Origin of the sequence: Murinocardiopsis flavida (genome assembly GCF_003014485.1) — a bacterium.
GTDB lineage: Bacteria > Actinomycetota > Actinomycetes > Streptosporangiales > Streptosporangiaceae > Murinocardiopsis > Murinocardiopsis flavida.
Map to the genome: position 1 here is coordinate 72,294 of NZ_PYGA01000023.1, position 23,079 is coordinate 95,372.

At 72.0% G+C, this 23,079-nt stretch carries 16 protein-coding genes; 5 read left to right on the forward strand and 11 right to left on the reverse strand.

Annotation, left to right across the window (positions count from 1 at the left end; genetic code table 11):
- Positions 1-514 precede the first annotated feature (514 nt).
- Genes CLV63_RS26395 through CLV63_RS26410 form a run of 4 tightly spaced genes read right to left on the reverse strand, consistent with a single transcriptional unit; the run spans position 515 to position 4,180 of the window.
- Complete coding sequence (locus CLV63_RS26395; RefSeq protein WP_106585923.1) at positions 515-1,759, reverse strand: ABC transporter permease; 1,245 nt, start codon at positions 1,757-1,759, stop codon at positions 515-517.
- On the reverse strand, positions 1,756-2,502 hold the full coding sequence (locus tag CLV63_RS26400; RefSeq protein ID WP_106585924.1) for an ABC transporter ATP-binding protein: 747 nt from the start codon (positions 2,500-2,502) through the stop codon (positions 1,756-1,758). Before CLV63_RS26400 ends, CLV63_RS26395 begins: the two co-directional genes overlap by 4 nt.
- On the reverse strand, positions 2,499-3,653 hold the full coding sequence (locus CLV63_RS26405; RefSeq protein ID WP_245929068.1) for an efflux RND transporter periplasmic adaptor subunit: 1,155 nt from the start codon (positions 3,651-3,653) through the stop codon (positions 2,499-2,501). Before CLV63_RS26405 ends, CLV63_RS26400 begins: the two co-directional genes overlap by 4 nt.
- Positions 3,650-4,180 (reverse strand): hypothetical protein, encoded by a 531-nt coding sequence (locus CLV63_RS26410; RefSeq protein WP_106585925.1) that lies wholly within the window; start codon positions 4,178-4,180, stop codon positions 3,650-3,652. Before CLV63_RS26410 ends, CLV63_RS26405 begins: the two co-directional genes overlap by 4 nt.
- A gap of 208 nt (positions 4,181-4,388) precedes the next feature.
- Here CLV63_RS26410 and CLV63_RS26415 point away from each other — a divergent pair, with 208 nt between their 5' ends.
- Positions 4,389-5,045 (forward strand): response regulator transcription factor, encoded by a 657-nt coding sequence (locus CLV63_RS26415; protein WP_106585926.1) that lies wholly within the window; start codon positions 4,389-4,391, stop codon positions 5,043-5,045.
- A gap of 1 nt (position 5,046) precedes the next feature.
- On the forward strand, positions 5,047-6,309 hold the full coding sequence (locus CLV63_RS26420) for a HAMP domain-containing sensor histidine kinase (RefSeq protein WP_106585927.1): 1,263 nt from the start codon (positions 5,047-5,049) through the stop codon (positions 6,307-6,309).
- A gap of 51 nt (positions 6,310-6,360) precedes the next feature.
- On the opposite strand, the gene CLV63_RS26425 is transcribed toward CLV63_RS26420, so the two are convergent.
- The 3 genes from CLV63_RS26425 to CLV63_RS26435 all read right to left on the reverse strand — a co-directional run bounded on the left by CLV63_RS26425 (position 6,361) and on the right by CLV63_RS26435 (position 11,262).
- Positions 6,361-7,983: a hypothetical protein gene (locus tag CLV63_RS26425; protein WP_146165665.1), complete on the reverse strand. Its 1,623-nt coding sequence runs from the start codon at positions 7,981-7,983 to the stop codon at positions 6,361-6,363.
- 204 nt (positions 7,984-8,187) lie between these two features.
- A complete protein-coding gene (locus tag CLV63_RS26430; protein WP_245929069.1) occupies positions 8,188-9,843 on the reverse strand; it encodes a glycine/sarcosine N-methyltransferase in 1,656 nt (551 codons plus the stop codon).
- A 417-nt stretch (positions 9,844-10,260) separates the two neighbouring features.
- Positions 10,261-11,262, reverse strand: coding sequence for an LCP family protein (locus tag CLV63_RS26435; protein ID WP_106585930.1), 1,002 nt, complete (start codon positions 11,260-11,262; stop codon positions 10,261-10,263).
- Between the two features lie 489 nt (positions 11,263-11,751).
- On the opposite strand from CLV63_RS26435, the gene CLV63_RS26445 reads away from it, so the two are divergent.
- The 3 genes from CLV63_RS26445 to CLV63_RS26455 all read left to right on the forward strand — a co-directional run bounded on the left by CLV63_RS26445 (position 11,752) and on the right by CLV63_RS26455 (position 19,744).
- On the forward strand, positions 11,752-12,381 hold the full coding sequence (locus tag CLV63_RS26445) for a hypothetical protein (protein WP_106585931.1): 630 nt from the start codon (positions 11,752-11,754) through the stop codon (positions 12,379-12,381).
- 105 nt (positions 12,382-12,486) lie between these two features.
- Complete coding sequence (locus CLV63_RS26450) at positions 12,487-14,589, forward strand: SPFH domain-containing protein (protein WP_106585932.1); 2,103 nt, start codon at positions 12,487-12,489, stop codon at positions 14,587-14,589.
- A gap of 7 nt (positions 14,590-14,596) precedes the next feature.
- The gene (locus CLV63_RS26455) at positions 14,597-19,744 is read left to right on the forward strand and encodes a DNA repair ATPase (RefSeq protein ID WP_106585933.1); all 5,148 of its coding nucleotides are present in this window, start codon (positions 14,597-14,599) and stop codon (positions 19,742-19,744) included.
- A 219-nt stretch (positions 19,745-19,963) separates the two neighbouring features.
- Here the strand turns inward: CLV63_RS26455 and CLV63_RS33760 are convergent, their stop codons facing one another.
- The 4 genes from CLV63_RS33760 to CLV63_RS26470 all read right to left on the reverse strand — a co-directional run bounded on the left by CLV63_RS33760 (position 19,964) and on the right by CLV63_RS26470 (position 22,702).
- Complete coding sequence (locus CLV63_RS33760; protein WP_170134325.1) at positions 19,964-20,110, reverse strand: hypothetical protein; 147 nt, start codon at positions 20,108-20,110, stop codon at positions 19,964-19,966.
- Complete coding sequence (locus CLV63_RS26460; RefSeq protein WP_106585934.1) at positions 20,107-20,457, reverse strand: hypothetical protein; 351 nt, start codon at positions 20,455-20,457, stop codon at positions 20,107-20,109. Before CLV63_RS26460 ends, CLV63_RS33760 begins: the two co-directional genes overlap by 4 nt.
- Positions 20,458-20,642: 185 nt before the next feature.
- The gene (locus CLV63_RS35070; RefSeq protein ID WP_106585935.1) at positions 20,643-21,281 is read right to left on the reverse strand and encodes an LPXTG cell wall anchor domain-containing protein; all 639 of its coding nucleotides are present in this window, start codon (positions 21,279-21,281) and stop codon (positions 20,643-20,645) included.
- A gap of 26 nt (positions 21,282-21,307) precedes the next feature.
- Entirely contained in the window at positions 21,308-22,702 is a 1,395-nt protein-coding gene (locus tag CLV63_RS26470) for a hypothetical protein (RefSeq protein WP_106585936.1), read from the reverse strand.
- Positions 22,703-23,079: the final 377 nt, after the last annotated feature.

A 23,079-nucleotide genomic window follows, 5' to 3' on the forward strand; every position in this document is an offset into this window, starting at 1 on the left:
CGGGGCCCCGGTGGTCCGGTACGCCACCGGGGCGGCTTCAGCGACCGCCCCGCGCCCGGACGAGCGCCTGGGGCACAGCGAGGAGCGAAGGCCGTGGCGACGGCGATGCCGGGATGATCGGGTCGGCCAGGGGGCAGCCGTTGTCGGGCGCGCGTCCGCTCATGGCTCGCTTTCGGTCGTGCAGGGGGCGCGGATGCCCGCGTTCGAGAAGGTGGCGCGGCGGGGGCGGCGCGACCGCACACCCGGCGGCGGGACGCCGAGTCGACCCGCGTGCGCCGCGGGGCCGATCCACCGGCGACGCTACGCCGCACCGATGAAATCTCGATGAAACCCCGCACGACGCATTCGCTCCCGCACCGTTCGCGCCGGCCGACACGGTGACGGGGCTGAACCGCCCCGGGGCGGCGGGGCCGCCGGCGCACTGGGAGGGCCGCACCGCCCGGCCCGGCCCCCTGCCGCCCCGCCGGTGCCGGCTCCCGCGGACGGCTCGCGGGGACCGGCACCCGGAAAACGGTCAGCCTGCGCCGAGGGCCTGGGTGGGCGGGGTGCGGGCCGCGCGCATCGCGGGGAGCAACCCGGCGACCGCGCCGATGAGGACGGGGACGGCGGCCCCGCCCGCGAGCGCCCACAGCGGCACGTCGACCAGCCACCCCTGCCACAGCGCGTAGCACGCGGTGACCAGGCCGCCGAGTACCGCACCGGCCACGCCGCCCAGCGCCGACAGCACCATCGCCTCCACCAGGAACTGCCCCCGGATCTGGCCGCGCGTCGCGCCGAGCGCCCGGCGCAGGCCGATCTCGCCGCGGCGCTCCAGCACCGAGATGACCATCGTGTTCGCGACACCCACGCCGCCCACCAGCAGCGCCACACCGCCCAACCCCAGCAGCAGGCCGGTGAACGCCGCGTCCACGGCCTCCTTCGCCTGGAGCGCGTCGGACGGCCGGGACATCGTGATCTCGTTGGGGTTCTCCGGGTCGAGTGTGCGGCCGAGCAGCTCCCTGACCTCGTCCACCCGCTCGGGGTCGGCGCGGGCGTAGACGGTGGTGGGGTGGCCGTCCATACCGAGGCGGTCGCCCGCGACGCCCCAGCCCACCAGCGCGGCGCGGTCGAGCTCCGGGGCCAGCTCCACCGGGTCGAGCACCCCGACGACGCTGTAGTACTCGGCCCCGATGAGCACCAGGGTGCCGGGGCCGGCCTCGGTGATGCCGAGCTGCGCCGCCGCCTTCGCGCCGAGGACCACGGCCGGGTACCGCGACGTCGCCTCGTTCAACCACGCGCCCTGCGCCATCTCGACCTCCAGCGTGTCGAGCAGGCCGAGGTCCGCGGCGTAGGTGGTGATCCCGCCCGATTCCCCCTTGGGGATGCGGTCGCTCCGGTACACCGAGGCGTCGTCCAGCTGGGCGACCTCCGATATCCGCCGGACGCCCCCGACCCGTTCGCCGTGGGCCGCGGCGCCCTTCGGCAGCTTCGCGGTCTCCCCGGTGAACATCGAGTCGCCAGGGGTCGCCGTGAGGAGGTTGGTCCCGAGCCGGTCGATGCGCGCGTCCAGCTCCGCGCGGCTCGAGGCGGAGATGCCGACGACGGCCACCATCGCGGCGATGCCGATGGCGATCCCCAGCGCCGACAGCACCACGCGCAGCGGCCTGGCCCGCAGCCCGCTCGCCCCCGTGCGGAGCAGGTCGACCGGCGACAGCCGGGCCGGGACAGGGGCGCGGGGCGCACCGCGGCGCCGCCCGCCCACGGGCCGCCGCCCCCTCACGGCCGCACCCCGCCGACCGCCGCCGATCGCGCCCCGTCGGTCCGCTCGTCGGCGGCGATCCGGCCGTCCCTGACCTGGATCCGCCGGGGCAGCCCGGCGGCGACCTCGCGGTCGTGCGTGATGACGACGACCGCCGCCCCCTCCGCGTTCAGCTCGCGGAGCAGGCCGATGACCACCTCGCCCGTCGCGGTGTCGAGCGCGCCGGTGGGCTCGTCGGCGAGGATCAGCGCCGGGTCGCCCGCCACCGCCCTGGCGATCGCGGTCCGCTGCTGCTGCCCGCCCGAGAGCTCGTGCGGGCGGTGCCCGGCCCGGTCGGCCATCCCCACCCGGCGCAGCGCGGCCGCCGCCTTCTCCCGCCGCCGCCGCATCGGCAGCCCGGTGTAGAGCAGCCCGTCGGCGACGTTGTCGAGCGCGGTGATGTTCGCCGCCAGGTGGAACTGCTGGAACACGAACCCGATCCCGGTCGCCCGCAGCGCGGAGCGGGCGTCGTCGCCGAGCGCGCCGACGTCGTGGCCGCCGATCCGGATCGCGCCGGCGGTGGGGGTGTCGAGCGTCCCGAGGAGGTTGAGCAGGGTGGACTTGCCCGACCCGGACGGGCCGACGATGCCGACCAGCTCACCGGCCTCGATGCGCACGCTCACACCGTCCAGCGCGCGCACGCCGCCGGGGTAGTGGCGCGCCACGTCCTCCAGTTCGGCGGCCGGCGCCGCCGGCCCGGGGGCGGTACCGGTTGCGGCGCTCATTCGGGCACCGCCACCGTCGTGCCCTCGGCGATCCCGTCGCCGCTGATCTCGACGCGGTCGCCGGCGAACATGCCCGTCTCGACCGGGACGTCGCGCACATCGTTCCCGTCGACAACGGACACGCCGTGGCCGCCGCCCGGCAGCGCGATCAGTGCGCTGACGGGCACGACGAGCACGTTCTCCTTGCGCGCGCTGCGGAACCCGACCTCCACGGGGGCCTGGTCGAAGGACTCGGCCTCCTCCCCGGCGCCGTCGTCCAGCGTGACCACGACCGCGAAGGTGGGCTCGCCGTCCCCTTGGCCGCCCTCCTCCGCCGCGGGTTCCTCGGCCACCGAACCCACCGAGGACACCTCGCCCTTCGCGGTCCCGCCGCCGGGGAGCGTCACCTCGACCTTGTCGCCCTCGCGCACCAGGTCGCGGTCCGACACCTTCACGTCCACGCGGACGATCTGCTCGGTGGAGCCGGTCTTCAGGACGGGGCCCGAGGGCGCGGCGCGCTGGCCGACCTTCGCCTCCAGCCCCGAGATCCGCACCTCGCCCTTTGCGAACCACACGTCGGCGGGGTCGACGCGGCCGGTCTCCGGCACGCCGAGGTCCTCCTGCCACCGCTCCACGGCCGCGGCCGTGAGGTGCGAGAACTCGTCGTCCACGGTGAACCCGGTGTAACCGAGTTCGCTGAGCGCCTGCTCGAACCGGCGCACGTCGGACCCTGTGACGCCCGACTTGAGGACGCGGTAGGCCGGGCGGTCGCCGCGCAGCAGCACCACCGGCCGGTCGTCCAGCTCGTAGAGCGACTGCCCGGGGCGCACGGTGTCGCCCTCCTTCGGCAGGTCGGTGATGACGCCGTCGGCGCCGGCGAAGACGGTCGCCCCGCCGCCGAAGCCGAGCGTGCCGTCCATCGTCTTCCGCTCCTCCAGTGCCGTGCGCTCGACATCGGTGGTCGCATCCGGCCGGGTCGAGGCGTCCGCCGGCTTCTCGCGCTGCCCGGACCAGCCGACGGTCCACGCCGCGGCGGCCAACGCGGCGATCACCGTGACGGCCAGCGCAGCGGCCGCGGCCCGGCGCCACGGGCGGCGCGGCGCGGGCGGCACATCGGCAGGGACGTCGTCGGCGGCGTCGGGCCGCGGCCCGACGCCGTCCAGGACACTCACTGCCCCTTCTGAATGGTGACGCCCGCGCCGCCGGGGCCGCCCTTCTCCGCGCACTTGCGCATCGGTTCCCGCATCTTCTCGGCGTCGTCGATCGGGAGGCCGAGGCCCTCCCCCATCTTCGGGTCCTCGACGTCGATCCCCTCGCTCCGGAGGCACTCGGCCACCTTGAGGTTGGACTCGTGCATCTCCTCGTCGGACGGCGGGTTCTCGTCAACGGGCAGGTGCTTCTCGCACTTGTCCATGGCCTCCTTGTCCTTGCCGGAGGACTTGAGCGGGACGGCCGGCATCATGCCCTCGCCCCCCTTGGGGTCGGGCATGTCCACCCCGTTGTCGCGCATGCACTCGGTGAACTTCAGCATGGCGTCCTGGGTCTCCGATCCGGCGTCCCGCCCGCCGACCGCGCCGCCGCCCTTTCCGCTGTCGCCGCCGCTGTCCGCCCCGCCGATGCCCAGGGTGGCGCACCCCGTCATCAGCAGTCCCGCCAATGCGGCGGCCGCCGCGTATCCGGTGATCGTTCGCATGGTCATGTCGCTCTCCGCCTCGCAGCGTCGTGGGAAGACCCCGGAGTGCACCGGGGCGGTCCCCATGCCACCGCTCCCCCGGTTACGCGGTGGTTAGCGCGCCGAACCGCCGCCTCGCACCGGGTTCTCGCCGACCCCTAACCTCCCGCTAACCGGGGACCGGTAATCGTTGGAGCCGCCGCGCGCGGGCGCGGTGGGACGACAGGGGGCCGTAGTGCGGGTGCTGATCGTCGAGGACGAGCCGTCGCTCGCCGCGACCGTCGCGGAAGGGCTGCGCGGCGAGGGCATGGCCGTCGACGTCGCCGCCGACGGCGACGCCGGGTTGGAGATGGCGACCGTGCACGGCTACGACGTCATCGTGCTCGACCGCGACCTGCCCGTCATCCACGGCGACGAGATCTGCGCCCGTGTCGCGGACGACCCCTCGATCGACGCCCGCGTCCTGATGCTCACGGCGATGGGCCAGGTCAGCGACCGGGTCGACGGGTTGAGCCGCGGCGCCGACGACTACCTCGCGAAACCGTTCGCCTACGCCGAACTCGTCGCGCGGGTCCGCGCCCTGGGCCGCCGCACCCGGCCGGCGGCACCACCGGTGCTGCACCGGGCCGGCGTCAGCCTCGACGGCAGGCTGCGCACCGCCAGCCGCGACGGCCGGGCGCTCGCCCTGTCGCCGAAGGAGTTCGGCGTGCTGGAGGAGCTGCTGAAGGCCGACGGCGCGCCCGTGACGACCGCCCACCTGATCGAGAAGGTGTGGGACGCCCACCTCGACCCGTTCAGCGGGGTCCTCAAGGTCGTCGTGCACGGGCTGCGCCGCAAGATCGGCGACCCGCCCCTGATCTCGACCGTCCCCGGCCACGGCTACCGGATCTGACGTGGCGGCCACCGAGCCCCGGCGCGCATGGCGGCACGCGCGCACCCGCCTCGCCCGCGCGCCCTTCACCGTGCGCGGCAAGCTGGCGCTCATCTACACCGGGGTGTTCCTCGTGGGCGGTGTGCTACTGCTCGCGCTCAACTACTCGATCGTCTCGGCGAGCCTGGCCGAGCGGGGCGTGGAACTCGCCAAGACCACGACGGTGTCGGGGCCGGTCGACGGGTCGTCGGAGACCGTCTCGGGCGAGCCCTTCTCCCGCACCGACCCGGGGCCCGGCCTGCGCGCGCGGGCCATCCCCACGGAGGTGATCGAGGACTACCAGACCGGGGTGCTGTCCGACCTGCTGCTGCGTTCCGGTCTCGGGCTCGCCGCCGTCACCCTGCTGGCGGCTCTCGCCGGCTGGATCATCGCCGGACGCCCGCTGCGGCGGCTGCACCAGGTCACCGAGACCGCGCGGCGGCTGTCGGAACGCGACCTCGGCAGCCGCCTGGCCCTCGAAGGGCCGCCGGACGAGTTCAAGGAGCTCGGCGACACGTTCGACGGGATGCTCCAGCGCCTCCAGGCCGCGTTCGAGGCGCAGCGGCGGTTCGTCGCCAACGCGTCGCACGAGCTGCGGACCCCGCTCGCCGTGCAACGGGCCGCCGCCGAGGTGCCCCTGGCCCAGGGCCGGGTCCCCGAGGAACTGCGCCCCGCACTGGACCGGGTGGTCGAGTCGACCGCGCGCAGCGAGCGCCTCATCGCCGGGCTGCTCCTGCTGGCACGGTCCGACCAGGGGATCGCCGAACCGGAGCCGGTCGACCTCGCCGACGCGGCGCGCCACGCGGTGCGCTCCTGCACCGAGGACGCCGCGGCGGCCGGTGTCACGCTGCGGTCCGATCTCGGCCCCGCCGTCGTCTCGGGCGACCGGCTGCTCCTGGAGCAGCTCGTCGGCAACCTCGTCGACAACGCCGTCCGCTACAACCGGCCCGGCGGCGAGGTGACCATCGCGGCCGGGGTCCGGGGCGGCGACGCCGTCCTGCGGGTGCGCAACACCGGCCAGGCGGTGGCCGAGGCCGAGCGGCTGTTCGAACCGTTCCACCGCGGCGGCGACGCCCGGCTGCACCGCGCCAAGGCGGGCACCGGGCTGGGCCTCTCGATCGCCCGGTCGATCGCGACCGCCCACAGCGGCAGGATCACGGCCGCGGCGCGCGAGGGCGGCGGCCTGTCCGTCACCCTGCGGCTCCCCCCGCACACCGCAGCGGAGCCGGCCACCGGGACACCGTGACCGCCGTCCCGCGACCAGGGCGGAGGGCGCCCTGGTCGCGGGACGGCTCAGTCAGTCCTTCTTCGTGGGGCAGCCCGGCGGCGGGGGTGGCGGGGGCGGGGGCTTGCCGTCGTCGCCGCCGTCCTTGTGGACGCACTCGGGGAAGTCGACCCAGTCGCGCGGGTTCTTGCCGTCGGGCGCGCCGAGGAAGTCGGCGGCGATGGACTCGCGGCCCTCGCGGCCCCACTCCGCGGCGACGCCGAACTCCATCCCGAGGAAGCTGACGCCCCAGCCGACGCTCTCCGACTCGAACTCGGTGTCGTAGAGCACCTTGCTGACCTTGCCGTGGTCGTAGAACTCCTTCTTGACCTTGTCCCAGTCGGTGCTGTCCTTGTTGATATCGACGGGCTCGCCGACCTCGTCGGCGAGGTCGCCGGCGCCGGACTTCTGGCCGGTCAGCCAGTCCTCGACGACCGAGCGGTTCTTGTCGGTCACCTCCAACTGGGCGGTCCGCACGTCGTAGCGGCCCTTGCGCTCGGTCTTGCCGTAGCTGCCGTTGACCGGACCGACCTGGCCGGCGACGTCGAGGTTGAACCCCTCGCCCCTGGGCGACTCCACGGCCTCGGACATGACGATGCCGACGAGCTTGCCGTCCTTGTCGTGGGTGACCTTCAGGGAGACGTTCTTGCTGCCCTTGCCGTGCAGCAGGCCCGCCGTACCCTCGCCCGAGACGGTGAAGGAGTAGATCTTGGAGGTCTTGGGGTTCTTCGGGTCGCGGTTGTCCTTCTCCTCGATGGTCTCGCCGGCCATCTTGCCCTCGCCGCCGAGGAGGTTGAGGCTGAGCGAATCGCCGCCCTCGTCGTCCTTGTCGTCCTTCTTGCCCTTGTCGCCCTTCTTGTCCTTCTTGTCGGTGATGTTGCCGAGCTTGAGCCCGCCGGAGCCCTCGCCGCCGACGGACTTGGTGGTGATCTGCGGATCGTCCATGTCGGGCGGGTCGGACACCTTGCACGACGACATGATCGGGTTGTCGGCGCAGAACTTGGTCTGCGCCCGGCCCTGCTCCTGCCGCACCTTGTTGTAGTAGGACTTGATCTCGCCGATCTTGTCGTCGGCTTCGCCCTTGTTCTTGAAGACGTAGGTGTCGCCGACCGCCATGTTCAGTCCGCCGCCGATCTTGCCGCCGACCTCGACCCCGCCGCTCTTGAAGACGTTCAGGCCCGACTCGACCTCGACCCCGAGGTGGCCGGTCGACAGGGCGGTGAGACGCACGGTCCCGTCGGAGTACTCCTGGCGGATGAACGCGAACTCATCGGTGATCTTGATGAACAGCATCTTGTACGTGGACTTCGAGTACTCCTTCTCGTACAGCTTCTCGCAGAGGGGCGGCTTGAACGCGTCGTCCTTCTTGGTCCCGGGCCGCCCGTCGCTGCACGGGCCCGCAGTGGGGCTCGGGTGGGGTGGCTTCGGGCCGGCGTCGCCGCCCCCGCCCTCGCCGTCGCAGTCCGCCTGGCCGGCGCTGAGGAGGACGCACAGCGCGGGCGGTACGTGCTTGGCCACACGGTCGCCCAGCAGGTAGAGGCCTGCTCCACCCATGATGACGCCGGCCAGCACGATCATCGCCGCGTACTCGATGACGGACACGCCCGACTCGGAGCGCCGCGCCCGCGACCGGAACCTTGCATTGACGGAAGCCATAACGGCCCTCTCGATGCCCGCACCACGAGTTGGCATCATGTTGTTTATGGTGTCATTTTTAGTGGCTTTTCCTAGAGTTTAGGTTTGTTTACTGTCAGCGAACAGGGACCACAGCCTCAATCCGGGTCCCGTTCCCGCCCAGTACGCGACGCGCGCCCCTGCCCCGATCGGGGCAGGGGCGCGCGTCGCGGCCCGAAAAAGCGGCTACTTGCGGAAGTGGAAGATGCCCCACGCGAGGTCGCCGGAGTCGCCTCCGTTGACCCAGTTGCGCAGGCCGACCTTCATCCGCTCCAGATACTCGGTGCTGATCTGCCCGGTGAGCTCGGCCTCCCGGGCCTCGGTCTCGGCGAGGACCCGGCCGTAGTGCCGGGGCAGCTGCGGGCTGAGGTCGTCGAACTCGACCTTGGTCAGCCCGAGCCGGCGGGCCTCCGCCTCGTAGAAGCCGGGGGTCGCCATGGTGTCGAGGTGCAGGCGCTCCAGGATCGGGCGCAGCGCCTCGCTCGCGGCGCCGTCGGCCGCCATGGGGTCGGTGAAGACCAGCCGGCCGCCGGGGCGCAGCACCCGGACCGCCTCCTCCACCACGCGGGCGCGGTCGCCGCTGTGCAGCAGCGCGTCCTGCGACCACACGACGTCGAAGCCGTTGTCCTGGAGCGGGATCTCCTCGAACGACCCGTCGACCACGTCGATGAGGTGGTCGAGGCCCGCCGCCCGGTTCATGGCCCGGTTCCGGTCGTTCTCGACCTCACTGAGGTTGAGGCAGGTCACCCGGCACCCGTAGGTGCGGGCGAGGAACCGCGCCGAGCCCCCGTAGCCGGAGCCCAGGTCGACCACCGCGGTGTCGGGGGTGAGTTCCAGCTTGTCCGCCATGCGCTCGACCGTGCGGCGGCTCGCGTCGGCGATGTCGTCGTCGGCGGCGGTGTAGAGGCCGACGTGGATGTCGGTGCCGCCCCAGACCGAGTGGTAGAACGCGTCGGCGTCGCTGGAGTTGTAGTACTCCCGCGCGGTCTGCACCGCGGTGGAGTAGTTCTCGGCGGCGTCCTCGTCGGAGTGGTACGCCTTCTCCGCGATGTGCACGAAGAAGTCGGGCTCCTCGCCCTGGTAGGTCTCCTGGAAGTCACCGTAGGTGTTGATCCGCTGGAACCCGACCTCGCGCATGAGCCGCCGCACGTAGTTCTTGCGCAGCGGGAACATGTTGAGGTGGTACTCGGACTGGTCGGGGAACCGGTAGCGGAACCGGGCCAGGCCCTCGTCGACGTGCGCCGGCTCGGCCGACACCTCTTCACCGCAGTAGTAGTAGGTGTGCGAGTTGCCGTAGGTGCCGTCGAGCAGGGCGTCGTAGTTGCGCTGGTCGATGATCAGCACGCCGTCGTGCTTGAGCATCGCGTAGAACTCGGCGAGGGCCTTGCGGCGGTCGCGCTCGGAGAACAGGTGGGTGAACGAGTTGCCGAGGCAGATGATGGCGTCGTAGGTGCCGTGCACGTCACGGTTGAGCCATCTCCAGTCGGCCTGGACGACGCGGAGGATGTGCCCGCCGTACGTGAGGCCGTTGGAGAACGCTTGAGCCAGCATCTCGGGGCTGCCGTCGGCGCTGACGGTGTCGAAGCCCTCTTCAAGCAGACGCACCGAGTGGAACCCGGTGCCGGTCGCGACGTCGAGCACCTCGCGCACACCGCGTGCCTTGAGCTGCTCGATGAAGAAGCCGCCCTCGCTCGCGTAGCGCCGCTTCCAGTCGATCAGCTCGTCCCACTTCTCGACGAAGCCCGTGACATATTCGGCTTTGTAGTGGTCGGTTTCGCGAACAGCGAGCGGGTCGGTGCCAAAACCCTGCGTGTCCTGCCCTTTGATAGGTCGACTCCTCACACTCGAAATGACCCCGGCCGCAGCCCGAACACGGCGGACAGGGGTGGGATTTCGCCTTTTTCATTGAAATGCACTTGACGAATCGTTTCAAGTGCACCGCCTCCACCCTGCGTTAAAACAGCAGGTCAGAAGCGCGAAATTCGTCAATCTGGCGGCCGACACCAGTCGGATCTCGAAAATTTTCCAACCGGATTGAAGCGCCATACGCAACTCATTGCGCAACACGCACCAGAAGAATGTGACGGCGTCCTATTCGTGAAAATCACCGGAAATTCGGGAGCCGCGCACGCGCCCGCACGCGCACGCGTGCGGGCCCGTGAGAGGCGGCGGGTGTGCTCTCCCGGGAGAAGGTGGGTGGGCGGTCATGGCGGCGGCCCACCCCCTCGTGTCCACGCGGCGTCATTCGAGTGACGAGGGTCAGTTGACCTTGTCGACGTCGTTCGCGAGCTCGTGCTCCTCGATGTACTCGTCAAGGCGGTCCTCGCGCAGCGCGGCGGAGAAGTCCTTGACGGCGGACGTGTCGAGCCGTACGACGTTCTGGCTGCCCTCGTAGCCGGTTTCGGCCGCGGGGAGACTGATGAACTCGATGCCCTCCGGACCGCCGCGCGCCATGCGCGCCGCCAGGGACCGCATCGTGCCCATGGTGGTGCCGGAGTCGACGGCGACCGCCCCGCTCGCCGCCTCGAGGAACGCGTCGAGCCGGGCCGGGTCGGTGAGCACTCCGGTGCTCGCCGCCTTCTCCGCCATGGCCTTGATGAACGCCTGCTGGCGCTTCACACGGTCGAAGTCGCTGCCGGGCAGCCCCTTGCGCTCGCGGACAAACCGCAGCGCCTCGTCGCCGTCCATGTGGTTCTTCCCCGCCTCCCACGACCACTCGTTGCTGGGGTCGTAGACGTCCTCGGCGAGGTGCACGTCGACCCCGCCGAGAGCGTCGGTCATCGTCTTGAACCCCTGGAAGTCGACCGCGGCGAAATGGTCGATCCGCACGTCGGTGAGCTTCTCGACGGTCTCGACCAGCAGCCGCGGGCCGCCCCGCTCGAAGGACGCGTTGATCTTCGCGCGGCCGTGGCCGGGGATCTCCACCCAGGAGTCGCGCGGGATCGAGACGACGTAGGAGTCGTCGCGGCCCTTGGGCGCGTGCAGCAGCATGATGGTGTCGGACCGGGCCTCACCCTTGCGCCACGTGGTCTCGGTGAAATCGCCGCGCATGTCGGAGCCGACCAGCAGCCAGTTCTCGCCGGCGTCGGGCAGCGGCCGCTTCGAGGACGCGGTCGGCAGCGCGTCGGCGATGCGCTGGATGTTGCGGTCGTAGCCGTCCTGCCGCGACAGGACCCAGCCCGTACCGCAGGCCGCGAGTACCGCGAGCGCGAGGAGGACGGACAGGATGATCCGGCGGCGCCTGCGCTTCGGTTTCCCCATGTGCGGTATCCCCGTTTTATCAGCGATCTTGCCTGGCCAACGAACTGCATACCACAGCTGGTTCCCCGGATCCGGGCACGACTGGCGGCACCGGCCGATGTGCCGCGCCAGCGCGCGCACGGCGCGGCACGAGCGGTCCGGAACGCGCGCCGATTCCCATCCGAAAACCCCGGCATTCCGCTGCCGCGCGGGAACCCCGCCCGGCACCGCTGCGTCGGAGGAATGCAGTGCACAGACGGGGCCCCGCCCCGTAGGGCGGCGGTACCGCGCGACAGCCGGCACCACCGCCCGAACCGTCCCGATTCTCAGCGTCTTCCAAGGTGAATGGCCGATGACGGACAAAACGTGGCAGACAATGGGGGAGCACCGTAACGTTTCCCGCCAGCACGGTGGTCGTCCCCCGAAGCCTGCGCGCCGTGTCCCATCGCGGCGGCCGCACGGCCGCGCGACCGCACCGTTCACCCGCGGGTGGAGAGGACCTCACCGCCGATGGGCGCGTTCGTTCAGGCAGCGCTGGGTTTCCCGACCGTATTGTTCACGTTCTCACTGGTGGTGGTCGTTGCTTACTGGGTTCTCGTGCTGGTCGGCGGCGCCGAGGTCGACATGCTCGACGGCGACGTCCCCGACTCGGGGGGCGCCATCGGACTGCTGGGCGGCATCGGCCTCGGCGGTGTTCCCGGCACGGTCTCGGTGTCGCTGGTGATCGCGGTCGCCTGGTTCCTCAGCCTCTCCGGCGCGTCGCTCGCCACGGGGTGGGGCCTGTCGCCCACCTGGCTCATCGTGATCCTGGTCGGCGTCCTCGCCCTGGCGCTCATGGGCGCCTGGCTGGTCACGGCCTTCATCGTCATGGGACTGCGCAAGGCCCTGCCCGACGCCCGCGAGTCCTCCCTGCACGACTTCGTCGGCCGCACCTGCACCATCCGCACCGGCAAGGTGACCATGGACTTCGGGCAGGCCGAAGCCGCGTCGGAGGACGGATCCACCTCGGTGATCCAGGTCCGCCAGCACGGCGACGACCCGCTCACCGCCGGCAGTACCGCACTCGTCTACGCCTACGACGACGCCGGAGAGTTCTTCTGGGTGTCGGCGTTCGACCCCGCGCTCGACCCGAACCGCTGACAGCGGACCCCGCACCACACCGGCCCCGCGCACAGCCGCGGCGCCGGCGAGCACCGCACGTCCCCGCCTGCCGCCGCAGGCACCCCCCGACCTAAGGACTTATCGATGGATGTGATCTCCGCGGGCTTCGGCATTCTGATCGCCGTCGTCCTCGTCATCGTTCTGGGGCTGGTGATCGTCGTCAGCCGGCTCTTCCGCAAGGTCGAGCAGGGCAAGGCCCTGATCGTCTCCAAGACGAACCGGGTCGACGTCACCTTCACCGGCATGGTCGTCCTGCCGGTGCTGCACCGCGCCGAGATCATGGACATCTCGGTGAAGACGATCGAGATCGAGCGGACCGGCAAGGAGGGGCTGATCTGCTCCGACAACATCCGCGCCGACATCCGCATCTCGTTCTTCGTGCGGGTGAACAACCAGCGCGAGTCCGTCATCAAGGTGGCCCAGTCCATCGGCACCGAGCGCGCCAGCAACCAGGACACCCTCCAGGAGCTGTTCAACGCCAAGTTCTCCGAGGCGCTGAAGACCGTCGGCAAGCAGCTCCAGTTCGAGGACCTGTACACCCAGCGCGACGAGTTCCGCGACCGCATCATCCAGATGATCGGCGTGGACCTCAACGGCTACCAGCTCGAAGACGCGGCGATCGACTTCCTGGAGCAGACCCCGCTGCACAGCCTGGACGAGAACAACATCCTCGACGCCCAGGGCATCCGCAAGATCACCGAGCTCACCGCCGTGCAGAGCATCCACACCAACGAGCACGCGCGCAACAAGGAGAAGGAGATCGAGCGGCAGAACGTCGAGGCGCGCGAGGCGATCCTCGAACTGGAGCGGCGCCGCGAGGAGGCCGAGGCCAAGCAGCAGCGCGAGGTCGAGACCCTGCGGGCGCGCGAGGAGGCCGAGACCGCACGGGTGCGCTCCGAGGAGCTGCTGAAGTCCGAGACCGCACGCGTGCGCACCGATGAGCAGGTCGGCGTGCAGCAGCAGAACCGCGACCGGGAGATCGCGGTGGCGCAGAAGAACCGCGAGCGGGTCATCGCCATCGAGACCGAGCGCATCGAGAAGGACCGGATGCTGGAGGTCATCGGCCGCGAGCGCGAGACCGAGCTGTCCCGCATCTCCAAGGACAAGGAGCTGGAGGGCGAGCGGCGCGAGATCGCCGAGTCCATCCGCGAGCGCATCGCCGTCGACAAGACCGTCGCCGAGCAGGAAGAGGCCATCAAGAAGCTGCGGACGGTCGAGGAGGCCGAGCGCACCCGCCAGGCCATCATCATCCAGGCCGAGGCCGAGGCGCAGGAGGCCCTGGTCAAGGACATCAAGGCCGCCGAGGCCGCCGAGCAGGCGTCCGCGCACAAGGCCCGCGAGGAGCTGCGGCTCGCCGAGACCCGGCAGCAGACCGCCGAGCTCGACACCCAGGCCGCCATCCGCCTCGCCGAGGGCAAGCAGGCCGACGCCGCCGCCGAAGGGCTCGCGAAGGCCCAGGTGCTGGAGCGCGAGGCCGCGGCGCTGGAGAAGCAGGGCCGCGCCGAAGCGGTCGTGGAACGCGAGAAGGGCGTCGCGACCGCCGAGGCGCTCGACAAGCACGGCCGCGCCGAGGCCGCGGTGAGCCGCGAGAAGGCGCTCGCCGACGCCGAGGGCATCCGCGAGAAGCTCAAGGCCGAGGCCGAGGGCATCAACGACAAGGCCGAGGCCATCGCGGCGCTCGACGAGGCGGGACGCGGGCACGAGGAGTACCGCCTGCGGCTCGACGCCGAGAAGGAGATCCGGCTCGCCGGCATCACCGTGCAGAAGGACGTCGCCGAGGCGCAGGCCGCCGTGCTGTCCACCGGCCTCCAGTCCGCCGACATCGACATCGTGGGCGGCGACGGCGCGTTCTTCGAGCGGCTCACCGGCTCCATCGGCATGGGCAAGGCCGTCGACGGGTTCATGCAGAACTCCCAGGTCGCGCAGACCCTCGCCGGGCCGTGGCTGGACGGTTCCGCCGACTTCACCAACGACCTGTCCCGGCTGGTCGGCTCGGTGCGCACCGAGGACGTCAAGAACGTCACCCTGTCGGCGCTGCTCATGAAGCTGATCAACAATGGCGGCGCCGAAGAGGGCAAGCTCCGCGAGCTGCTGAGCACCGCGAACCGGCTCGGTGTGGCCGACTCGCCCGTGTCGGCCCTCACCGGCCCCCGCCTGAACTCCGCCGAGACGACCGCGAAGGCGTGACGCAGACGTGACCGACACCGTCGAAACTGCCGCCTCGGCACCTGCCGAGCCGAACGGGGCCGCACCCGGTCCGGACGCGCCCGGGCCCGACGGTCCCGCCGCCCGCGCCGGGTCGGCCCCCGAAGGGCTCGACCAGGGGACCTACGAGGTCCTGCGGACCCGGTTGGCGGGGCAGGCCGCCGATCTCGCCCGCCGGGCCGAATCGCTCAACGCCCGGCGGCTGGCGGTCTTCGGCGGTGCCGAGCTGCGTCTCACCGGGACCGAGCGGATCCGCACGGGGCACAACTGCGTGCCCCGCGACATCGTGCCCGTCGGCGACCTCATGCTCTTCGGGTACAACGTCTTCATCGGGCTGAAGCAGGAGACGACCGTCGCCGACGTCTTCTCGCTGCACCGCTTCACCCCGCCGGACCCCGCAGCGGAGCCCGGCGGGCAGCCCCCGTTCACCGAGGCCGGGCCGGGCGAACTGCCCGGCCTCCTGGACGACGCCCAGTTCCGGCGCGACTTCGCCGAGCTGTACCGCTACTACCGCGACACCCGCCTGCTGCAACTGCGCCGGGTCGGCCCGAAGCTCCTCGCCGTGTTCCAGACCGGCGAACGCACCGAGGACATCCGGGTCCTCCGCTGGCAGGTCGAGAACGACGGCGGCGTTCGCTACCTCGACGGCCGCGGCGAACGCGACCACGTGTTCCCGGCGCAGCAGGACTTCGAATGGGTCGAGACGACCCGGGAGCAGCACGTCCTGGGCCGCCACCCGCACATCTCCATCCTCGACCAGGTGTTCGTGGAGACGGTCGGCGGCGACCTCACCATCAAGGTCGAGAACAACACCGAGTCCGGCGCGGGCATCTACAGCGAACCCGTCGACGAACCGCTCCAGAGCCTCGCCGACGCCGAGGTCCACTACGCCGAGGTCGGCGCGCTCGTCCTGCTGCGGGTGCTGCCGTACAAGGAGACGGAGTGGCGGCACCTGGTGTTCAACACCAGGACCAGGGACGTCGTCCGCCTCGACGGCATCGGCCGGGCGTGCCGGCGGCTGCCCGAGGACCAGGGGCTGATCTTCCCCGGCGGCACCTACCTCGCCACCGGCATCGCCCGGACCTTCGACACCGACGTCACCGACCTGGAGTTCGAGCGGTTCGTCCGGTCGCCCAACGGCGAGGACGTCCTCTACGTCTTCCATTCGCGCGGCGAAGGGCGGTCGCTGCTGCTGCCCTACAACGTGATCCGCAAGGAGGTCGCCGCCCCGATCGTCTGCCACGGGTTCAGCGTGTTCGACGACGGCACGCTCGTGGTGTTCCGCGCCGACTCCGACGAGCCGACGCGGGTGCACCCCATGCAGGTGTGGCAGACCCCGTTCTGCACCGACGACCACGCCGCCGCGCAGCCCGTCGGAACCGGGCCGCTGGAGCGCATCGGCAACGCCGAGCTGGTCCGCGGCGTCTCCGAGTGCCTTTCGGTCGCGCGGATGATCGAGGAGATGGCGCCGTCGGCCGAGGTGTTCGAGGCGCTCATCGCCGCCGCCAAGCGCACGGCCGACACCTACCACTGGCTGGGCGAGGACGAACTCGACCGGCCCGGCGAACCCCTCGCGGGCGTCCGGGGCACCGCCGAGCAGGTCCTGGACGAGTTCGAGAAGGTCCAGGCCCTCACCGCCCAGGCGGCCGACGCGCTCGCCGAGGCCGAGGCGGCGGCGCTGACCCTCATCCGGCGCACCCGCGGCGAGGCGCCCCAGGGCGCCGACGGCTGGGTCGGCAGGCTCGCGGAGCTGCGCCGATCCCAGGGCCACCTCGTCACCCTGCGCGAGATGCGCTACGTCGACACCGCGCGCATCGACGCGCTCGACCGCAAGCTCGCGGAGCAGCTCGACTCCGCCGGGCGGCGCGCCGTGGAGTTCCTGCGCGGCGACGACGCCTTCGCGGGGTACCACGGCGACGTCGCCGCGCTGGTCGCCGAGGCCGAGTCGATCGCGAGCGTCGCCGACGCCGGACCCGTCACCGACCGGTTGGCCGAGCGCTCCGACGCACTGGAGATCGTCACCGAGGTGGTGGGCTCCCTCGACATCGGCGACGCAACGGTGCGCACCACCATCCTGGAGCGCATCGGCGAGGTGCTGGGCGGCGTGAACCGCGCCCGCGCGACCCTCGCCGCGCGCCGCACGGAGCTGCTCGCCACCGAGGGGCGCGCGGAGTTCGCCGCGGAGTTCGCCCTGTTCGGGCAGGCCGTCACCGGCGCGCTCGCCGTCGCCGACACCCCCGAGCGCTGCGACGACCAGCTCGGCCGGCTGCTGCTGCAACTGGAGAACCTGGAGTCGCGGTTCGGCGAGTTCGACGACTTCCTCACCGAGCTGGGCGACAAGCGCGAGGAGGTCTACGAGGCGTTCTCGGCGCGCAAGCAGGCCCTGCTGGACGAGCGGAGCCGCCGCGCCGACCGGCTCGTGGAGTCCGCCGAGCGCATCCTGGCGAGCGTGCAGCGGCGGGTGGCCGCGCTCGGCTCCATCGACGAGGTGAACACCTACTTCGCGTCCGACCCCATGATCGCCCGGCTGCGCTCCACGGCCGAGGAGCTGCGCTCCCTCGGCGACCAGGTGCGCGCGGAGGAGGTCGACGGCCGGGTGAAGGCCGCCCGGCAGGAGGCCGGGCGGTCGCTGCGCGACCGGCTCGACCTGTACGCCGACGGCGGCGAGACCATCAAGCTGGGGCACCACCGGTTCGCCGTCAACACCCAGCCCGTGGACCTGACCCTCGTCCCCAACGGCGAGACCATGGCGTTCGCCATCACCGGCACCGACTTCCGGGCGCCCGTCCAGGACCCGGAGTTCGACGCGACCCGCCCGTTCTGGCAGCAGCTGCTGCCGTCGGAGACCCCTGACGTCTACCGGGCGGAGCACCTGGCCGCGGCGATCCTCTCCGGCGCCGAGTCCGACGGCACCGGGCCCTCGCTGGCGGAGCTGCACGCCGCGGCGGAGCGCGACACAGCGGCGGCGGAGACCGGCGGCACCGGGCAGGACCTGCTCGGCCTGGTGCGCGGCGTCGCCGAGGCCCGCTACGACGAGGGCTACGAGCGCGGCGTCCACGACCACGACGCCGCGGCGATCCTCGCGGCCCTGCTGCGCCTGCACTCCGCCGCGGGGCTGCTGCGCTACCCGTCGGCCGCGCGTGCGGCCGCCCTGCTGTTCTGGACGTTCGGCACCGGTGCCGACGCCGGTAGCGGTACCGGCGCCGAGCGGACCGGGTGGACCGCGCGCGCCCGCTCGCTGGCGCGCGCCCGCGCGGCGTTCGGACGCTCCCCCGCCATCGGCGCGTTCACCGCCGAACTCGCCGACGCGATCGGCGGCTTCCTCGACGCGGAACTGCCCGGCACCGGACTCGCGGACGACGCACCCGTCCGGCGGCTCGCGGGCGAGTACCTGTTCGAGGAGCTCGCCACCGCCGCACCCGGGGCGCCGGTGGAGTTCGTCGTCAGCGGACGGGCGCGGGACCTCCTCCAGCGCTTCGGCCGGGCCCTCGACGGCTCGCGGTCGGCGTCGCGCGGCGACTTCGACGCCGACCTCGCCGGGCTCGGCGACCGCGTCCTCGACCGGCACCAGCTCGTGTCGGCGTGGATCGGGTCGTTCCTGGAGTCGTCCGCCGACGACGACGCGGCGGCGTTCGCGGCCGACGTCCCCGAGGCGGTCGCCGTGGAGCTGTGCGGCGGCGACCTCGCCGCCCGCGACTCCTCGGCCGAGCTCACCGCGACCGTCACGGGGCTGCTCGGCGCCCACCCGCGCCTCGACGGGCGCGGCCTGCACGTGCGCCTGGACGAGCTGCTCACCCGTACCCGCCGGTTCCGCGACGAGCGGGTGCCCGGCTTCCGCGCGTTCCAGAAGCGCCGCAACGCCCTTGTCGCCGCCGAACGCGACCGGCTGCGGCTCGCCGAGTACACGCCGAAGGTCATGAGCGGGTTCGTGCGCAACCAGTTGCTGGACGACGTGTACCTGCCGCTCATCGGTGACAACCTCGCCAAGCAGCTCGGGGCGGCCGGCGACGCCAAGCGCACCGACCAGATGGGCCTGCTGCTGCTGATCTCGCCGCCCGGGTACGGCAAGACCACACTCATGGAGTACGTCGCGAGCCGGTTGGGCCTGGTGTTCGTCAAGGTCAACGGCCCATCGCTGGGGCACGACGTCACATCGGTCGACCCGGCCGACGCGCCCAACGCCACTGCGCGGCAGGAGGTCGAGAAGATCTCGTTCGCCCTGGAGGCCGGCAACAACGTCCTGCTGTACCTGGACGACATCCAGCACACCTCGCCGGAACTGCTCCAGAAGTTCATCTCGCTGTGCGACGCCCAGCGCCGCATGGAGGGTGTGTGGAACGGGCGGACCCGCACCTACGACATGCGCGGCAAGCGGTTCGCCATGTGCATGGCCGGCAACCCCTACACCGAGTCGGGGCAGCGCTTCCGCGTCCCCGACATGCTCGCCAACCGCGCCGACGTGTGGAACCTGGGCGACGTCCTGTCGGGCCGCGAGGAGCAGTTCGCACTCAGCTACATCGAGAACGCGCTCACGTCCAACCCCGTGCTTGCGCCGCTGTCGTCCCGCGACCGGGACGACGTGCGGCTGCTGGTCCGCCTGGCGCGCGGCGACTCCGGCGTGCGCGCCGACCAGCTGGCGCACCCTTACTCTTCGGTGGAGCTCGACCAGGTCCTCGCTGTGCTCCGCAAGCTGCTGCGCGCCCAAGAGGTGGTGCTCGCCAACAACCAGGCGTACATCGCCTCGGCCGCGCAGGCGGACGCCTCGCGCACCGAGCCCCCGTTCCAGTTGCAGGGCTCCTACCGGAACATGAACAAGCTCGCGGAGCGGATCGTGCCGGTCATGAACGACGCCGAACTCGAAGCGGTCATCGACGACCACTACGTGGGCGAGGCGCAGACCCTCACGACGGGGGCAGAGTCCAACCTGCTGAAACTCGCGGAACTGCGCGGCGTGCTGACCCCCGAGCAGCGGCAGCGGTGGGACGACGTGAAGGCGGGCCACCTCCGGGCGCGGGCGCTCGGCGGCAGCGAGGGCGACCCGATGAGCCGGGCCGTCGGCGCGGTCGGCCTCCTCGCCGACCGCGTGGCCGCAGTGGAGACAGCCATCGACCGAGCCTCGACCCGCCGGGAGAAGTAACCCACCCGTGCGCGGCACGGAGCGGCCCCGCAGCAATGTGCCGCGCACGCCTCAACGGCGGTCACGCGCGATCGTGGTCACTCGTCACGCTCGACGGGCCAGTACTGCACACGCAGGACGAAAACAATGCCGAAGCGTCGCTGCTCCATGAACCAGACGATGAGGCGTCCCTCCGCGTGGTCGAGCACCGGCGATAGGCCCGCTTCTGCAACGGGTGGCTCACCTATGTACTTGACCGATGTACTTGACCGACGCGGCGTCAGCGAGGCTCTGTGCCAGACGCTCGACATCGACCTTCACCTGAGGTTCGAGCCCGCCCACGACGTTCTCCGCGTCGGGCAGGAACTCCCAGGTCCAGTCGTTCATGCGACGGCCTCGCGCATTGCTTCGTCGAGCAGTGCGGCGATCTCCTCCGACTTGGCGCGGGCGGTGGCGACGTCCGCTGCCTGAGCCGCGGCGTGTTCGAGTTCGCGGAGCCGACGGGCCCGAACCGGGTGGCGGCGCAGCGCGACGAACACGGCCCACCGATCCAGGAATGTGTGCATGGGCACCGTGCTGTCGGTCTGTACCGCTTCTTGCCATGCGGCGTGGAACTCCGTCTCGAAACGGACCGCCGCAGTCAAGTCCAGACGCTTCACGGCCACCCGGAGCGCCTGTTCGGTCACCGGTGGCATAGGGAACAGCGGCTCGTCGTGGTCGACCGGCTGAGACATGCGGCCCCCTCGGCTCTCCCGTCCAATGAGCACGACGATAGTCGTTGACTGCGTCAGTTTGACACAGCCCAACCGGCGCCTCCGTGGGCCGCGGAACGACAACGGCCGCCGTCCGCCCTCGTCAGGGCGGGCGGCGGCCGGTTCGTGCGGTGCGCGGCCGCTGGGTGCGGCCGGGCGGGTGCGTCCTACGCCGACTGGCGGCGGCGGGATGCGTAGATCGTCACCGCGCCGACTCCGGTCGCGATGGCGCCGGCGAGCATGAAGCCGGTGAGCTCGGAGCCGGTGACCGGCAGCTCCTCGTCCTCGCCGTCCGCCGAGGGCTGGGTGCCGGAGCTGGCCTCGCCGACCTGGCTGGTCTGCGCCTGGTTGCTGCCTGCGTCCTTGCCCGGGGGCGGGTTCTCGTCGTCGGGGCCGTCCGGCGGGTCACTCGGGTCGGGCGGCGGGTCGCTCGGGTCCGGCGGGTCCGTGGGCGGATCCGTCGGGGGATCCGTCGGCGGGTCCGGGGGGTCCGGCGGGTCGGGCGGATCCGGGGGGTCCGGCGGGTCCGGCGGGTCCGGGGGGTCCGGCGGGTCAGGCGGGTCCGGCGGATCCGGGTCCGGTGGGGCGGGCGGTGCCGGCGGAGGCGGCGGGTCCGGCAGAATCGGGTCGAGGACGGGGTCGAGGTTCACACCTGCGTCCACGTCAACGGGAGATTCGCCGCCCACGGACACGCCCACGTCCAGCAGCGACTCGGGCTGCTCTTCGGCGAACGCGGTCGCCGAGGAGAATCCGAACGCCAGCAGCGCGGTGGTCGCGATGCCGGCGAAACGTGCTGTGTTGGACATCCTGCTCCTTTCCTTCACTTGGGGGTTCATGCGGGGGTCAGGGCGTACAGGTCGTCGTCGGCCATGACGATGGCATGGCCGTCGAGCAGGCCCCAGGGACGGGCGGCGCCCGTCTCCAGGTTCTCGGGCGAACCGTCGCGGCCGACAGCCACCGCGACGCCCTTCCGTTCGCCGTACAGTGTGGGACCGGCCGCGCTCGTGGGGCGGAAGCCGCCGAGGAGGCGCCCTTCGCCCGCTTCGAGGTCGACCAGCAGCGGGCCGTAGGCTCCGACGCCGTCGCCCACCACCCAGCGGGCGTCCACGAGGGCCTGTTCGGCGACCGCGGTGGAACTCGCGACCGAACCGTCCTGCGAGTCGTGGACGGCGAGGATGGTGCGGCCGCCGCCCGCCGCGGCCCAGCGGACGATGACGTAGTCGTCGGAGGCCGCGAGTACGCGTTCGAGGCGGGTGGCCTGGTCCGGGGGTACCGGCTCGACCTCGCGGGCCTTGCCCGCAGGCCGGACCCACGACCACGGCCCGTTGGCGGACGCGGCGAGCACGGAATCGCCTTTGGCGAGCAGGCCGGCGGTCCCCTGCGGGGTGTCGACCTCGACGAGCTCGCCGTCGGACGGCACGAACGCCGCCCCCTCGGTGAGGACCATGGGGGCCGAGCCGCCGTAGCTCACCTGCCCGCCGCTGGGCAGCTCGAAGCGCTCGGGGTCGCCGCCGCCGGACGCCCACACCCACAGCGACTCGGAGTCGGACAGGGAGACGCTGAAGTCGTCGGCCCCGCCGTTGATGCGCAGGCCGCTCTTGACCTCGGCCGGCGGGAGGGGCGACTCCTCGGACCACTTGCGCACGCCGTCGGGACCGATGGCGGCGATCTTGCCGTCGGCGCCGACGATCGCCGCGACGCTGCCGTCCTCGGCGACGGACGGCCGCGACCCGGGCGCCAGCGGGATCTTCCAGAGGGCGTCCTCCGTGAACCCGGGAGGCGCCGGACGCGAGTTGAACGAGGCGGACTCGGGCGTGGTCGCGGCGTCGGCGGACTCGGGCCAGCCCGGCGGCAGCATCCGGTAGGCGAGGGTGCCGGTACCGGCGAGGCCGCCGATGACGAGGACGGCGACCGCGGCGACCAGCAGCCCGCTGCGGCGCCCGCCGCCGGAGGTCCCGGCCTCGGCGGCGCGGACCACCCCGGTGGGCGTGGCGGTGAGCTGCCATTCGCTGGAGGCGTCGGCGGCGTGGATGCGCACGGGGCGGCCGAGTCGTACGGCGTGCTCGACGGCGACGTCGAGCGCCGCGCGGCGGGTCTCCTTGGGACCGGCGCCGCCGACCCAGCGGTGGTCGTCCTTGAAGGTGATCTCGGCATGCCGCTCGTCGGGGGCGATGACGAGCGTGACCGGCGACTTGTGGGGCTTCTGCTGCTTGGCACCGCGCCTCATGCGGGCTCCGGCGCCGACACGGCCGGCCCTCCGGGCACGCCTCGACCGCGGCGCGGCGGAAGGGCTGTGCGCATCGGCGGGGGAATCCTGTCCGTGGGCGGGTCGTGGCGGTGCGGGCGTGGGTGGGCCGGGCCGTTCTCTGGTATATCGACGCTCAACGGCCAGGGACGGTTGCGGTACATGAGGCGCAAAGCAACGGGGGACAGCAGCGATCATACTAATTCGCGCCGTTGCCGCATCGTCGCGATGCGTCCATTCCGGTTACGGACGACCGCGCGATGCGCTTCGACCGCGCCGAAACAGGGAGACTCCTCACCGCGACCTGCGGCGACGCCGTCGGCCATAGTGCCGGGCGCCGTATCGCCCCGATACGGGCA

Excerpts from the sequence above, each read along its gene's own strand:
- CLV63_RS33760 (WP_170134325.1), bottom strand. The coding sequence starts at position 20,110 with ATGAACGACTGGACCTGGGAGTTCCTGCCCGACGCGGAGAACGTCGTG.
- CLV63_RS35070 (WP_106585935.1), bottom strand. The coding sequence starts at position 21,281 with ATGTCCAACACAGCACGTTTCGCCGGCATCGCGACCACCGCGCTGCTG.
- CLV63_RS26470 (WP_106585936.1), bottom strand. The coding sequence starts at position 22,702 with ATGAGGCGCGGTGCCAAGCAGCAGAAGCCCCACAAGTCGCCGGTCACG.
- CLV63_RS26445 (WP_106585931.1), top strand. The coding sequence starts at position 11,752 with ATGGGCGCGTTCGTTCAGGCAGCGCTGGGTTTCCCGACCGTATTGTTC.
- CLV63_RS26460 (WP_106585934.1), bottom strand. The coding sequence starts at position 20,457 with ATGTCTCAGCCGGTCGACCACGACGAGCCGCTGTTCCCTATGCCACCG.
- CLV63_RS26425 (WP_146165665.1), bottom strand. The coding sequence starts at position 7,983 with ATGGCTTCCGTCAATGCAAGGTTCCGGTCGCGGGCGCGGCGCTCCGAG.
- CLV63_RS26410 (WP_106585925.1), bottom strand. The coding sequence starts at position 4,180 with ATGACCATGCGAACGATCACCGGATACGCGGCGGCCGCCGCATTGGCG.
- CLV63_RS26450 (WP_106585932.1), top strand. The coding sequence starts at position 12,487 with ATGGATGTGATCTCCGCGGGCTTCGGCATTCTGATCGCCGTCGTCCTC.
- CLV63_RS26435 (WP_106585930.1), bottom strand. The coding sequence starts at position 11,262 with ATGGGGAAACCGAAGCGCAGGCGCCGCCGGATCATCCTGTCCGTCCTC.
- CLV63_RS26400 (WP_106585924.1), bottom strand. The coding sequence starts at position 2,502 with ATGAGCGCCGCAACCGGTACCGCCCCCGGGCCGGCGGCGCCGGCCGCC.